Raw genomic sequence first — 2,643 nt, forward strand, 5'->3', positions numbered from 1 at the left:
AAGGATTTTTTCACGCTTTGATAATTGGATGTCGTATTTTTGTTTTTTATTCAGTTCGCGCTGATCGTTGATACCTTGATTAGTGTTAACAGGCCCTAGGTATTTCTGTATCGGTTCGACCAGTTCAACCAGGTAGCTGCCGTCCCATTGGGGTTTCCAGGTGTTGGCTTCATTGTCCTCTCCTTCCGGCTTTTCGCCATAACGGACTTCGTAGAGCCAGCTGAGATTTACGTTTCTTTCAGGTTTAATTGCCGGTTCCTTTGGAATCAGTTCTTCGGGGGCGTAGTACAAAAGAAAGTGTTCGTGCACGATCTCGTTGGCGAGCGTATGAATGGCACGCTCATAGGCTTGGTATACGGCTTCGGCATCGTTGGCAGCCCACTCAGTCCTGGTCGCCTCCTACGATGCCCTGGACCAGGCCAAGCAGGCGATTCGGGATGGCACCCTGCAGGCGACGGTCGACCAACTCCCGGCAGAGCAGGGGTATCTCGGTGTGCAGTACGCACTGAAATCCCTCGAGGGTGAAAAACTGCCCGGGATCACGCTCATCGATACCCTGTTGGTGACAGCAGACAATATCGATAAACAGTAGGCATCAGCTTCATGTTCAGGTTCATCAACAGGCTGAACATCACCAACAAGTTCATCATCTTCCTGGTGCTTATTGGGGTTGTTCCCCTGCTGACAGCCGGCCTGGTGGCCTACCAGACTGCGAAGGAGTCGCTGGTATCCGCCGCCTTGAAAGAGCAGGAGCATATTCTCTCGGGCTACCGGGATAATCTTGTGCTTGTTCAGGAACAGGTGGAGAGCCTGATTGCCAATATCTCGAGTGTCGAGACGATAACCAATGCGCTGCTCAGGCCCCAGAAAGACATTACTACCTATGAGCAGCTCGCCACGGAGGTCCAGGTAGGCTACATCCTTAACGGATATCTCAATATCAAAGGGCTGGTCTCAATTCATGTCGTAGGAGAGCAAGGCACCCATTTTCAGGTCGGCGACACCCTGGACACAAGAATCAAGGAGACGGTCAGAGATCAGATCAAGCTGGACGCAAAACGGTCCCAGGCGCTGGTTCACTGGGTCGGTGTGACAGAGAACCTCAATGCTGGATCCGGTCATCATTTTGTCCTGGCTGCTGCACAGACGATGTACTCAACGAACAGGGCGACATTGGAGCGCCAGACCATTGGGACTTTGATCGTCAACTACAGTACCGCTTAACTATCCAAGTTCTTAGATAAAGCAGGTGAAGCAGGTGAAGCAGGTGAAGCAGGTGAAGCAGGTGAAGCAGGTGAAGCAGCACGAGTCTACCTGATCGACCAGAACAATCACTATATCTATCACCCGGACAAAACACGTATCGGCGAACGTGTGGGAGATCACAGGCAAGGTGTTCTCAGGCCGACGGGGAAGCATGTGCTGGTCAACACCCCGCAAGGGCGGGTCTATCAGACCTATCAGCCCATAATGCGAAGTGGCTGGATGCTCCTGTCAGAAGTGCCTGAAGAGACTTTGCTGTCCAAGGTGGAACTGATCCGCAATACTACAGTGGTGGTGTTTACCTTTGCGTTGATTTTTGTTGTCCTGGTCGCTTTTTACTTCTCCAACTCCCTTGTTTTGCCGATCAAATACATCACTAATAGTTTCAAACGCCTGAAAGGGGGGTGACACGGAAGTAGGAAAGCTTCGGGTTCACGGAGTGGACGAAATGTCCCAACTGGCCGAGTGGTTCAATCAGTTCCTGGACGAATTGCGCAAGCGCTATGAATCTGAAGAGGCATTGCGTATCAATGAGGAACGATACGAGTTGGTCTCCCGGGCCACCAACGAGGGTATCTGGGATCTGAACCGGCAGACCAAGACGGTTTACTTCTCTGACCGTTTCAAGGAGATTGCAGGTTACGAACCCCAAGAGTTGAAACCTTCCCTGGTTAATTTCTACCGGGTAATTCACCCTGAAGATCGTCCCTACATCCGCCAGCGCTTCAAGGAGTTTCTCAATTCGAGAAAGACCTTCATAAACCTGGAACACCGTATGAACAGGCCGGATGGTACCTTTGTCTATGTCAGTAACAACTGCCAGGCGGTAGGCGACAAAAGTGGCAGGGTAATCCGGATGGCGGGCTCGATACAGGACATCAGCCTGCAGATCGAGGGAAGGTTGCGACACGATGCTTCACATGACCCCCTCACCGGGCTCTACAACCGGGCATGGATGCTGAAGCGTATCAACCGGGAGCTGGAAGTATACCGGGCATACCCGGAGAAGGAGTTTGCAGTTCTGTTTCTCGACCTGGATGACCTCAAACAGCTCAACGATACTTTGGGTCACAGCTACGGTGACCTGCTGCTGATCGAGGTTTCCAAGCGTATCGAAGGCAGTATACGCCCAGGGGATTCACTTGCCCGCCTGGGCGGTGATGAATTCATTGTACTGTTGCCGGATATCAAGACCACGGACGAGGGCGTTCAGAATTCTGTGTCAGCCTAATCGGTTAGATATCCAATACGCCATCTAACCGACCCTCAAAATAAATCGACAACTGGGATAGTGTCAAATTCCAGTTCTGCAACGGCATGGTCCATTTCTTTGAGGCATTCTTGATTCCCATGTAAAGCAGCTTCATCAGACTGTTTTCA

General features: G+C 51.4%; 5 protein-coding genes and 1 pseudogene. 4 read left to right on the forward strand and 2 right to left on the reverse strand.

Annotated features, from left to right (window positions below):
• Positions 1–309, reverse strand: a 309-nt coding sequence (locus BOW53_RS12580; RefSeq protein ID WP_135607116.1) for a hypothetical protein, incomplete at its 3' end; no start/stop codon positions are given.
• Between the two features lie 61 nt (positions 310–370).
• Between BOW53_RS12580 and BOW53_RS12585 the strand changes: the two genes are divergently transcribed.
• The 4 genes from BOW53_RS12585 (at position 371) to BOW53_RS12600 (ending at position 2,494) form a co-directional block, all read left to right on the forward strand.
• Entirely contained in the window at positions 371–592 is a 222-nt protein-coding gene (locus BOW53_RS12585; protein ID WP_078488315.1) for a type 1 periplasmic-binding domain-containing protein, read from the forward strand.
• Between the two features lie 11 nt (positions 593–603).
• On the forward strand, positions 604–1,224 hold the full coding sequence (locus BOW53_RS12590; protein ID WP_078488316.1) for a hypothetical protein: 621 nt from the start codon (positions 604–606) through the stop codon (positions 1,222–1,224).
• Between the two features lie 195 nt (positions 1,225–1,419).
• Positions 1,420–1,671, forward strand: coding sequence for a hypothetical protein (locus BOW53_RS12595; protein WP_078488318.1), 252 nt, complete (start codon positions 1,420–1,422; stop codon positions 1,669–1,671).
• 40 nt (positions 1,672–1,711) lie between these two features.
• Positions 1,712–2,494 (forward strand): GGDEF domain-containing protein, encoded by a 783-nt coding sequence (locus tag BOW53_RS12600; protein WP_078488319.1) that lies wholly within the window; start codon positions 1,712–1,714, stop codon positions 2,492–2,494.
• A gap of 4 nt (positions 2,495–2,498) precedes the next feature.
• Here BOW53_RS12600 and BOW53_RS12605 read toward each other — a convergent pair.
• Positions 2,499–2,643: pseudogene (locus tag BOW53_RS12605) on the reverse strand (IS256 family transposase); the annotation flags it as partial.

It is taken from the genome of Solemya velesiana gill symbiont (assembly GCF_002020805.1).
Taxonomy (GTDB): Bacteria; Pseudomonadota; Gammaproteobacteria; order Chromatiales; family Chromatiaceae; genus Sedimenticola_A.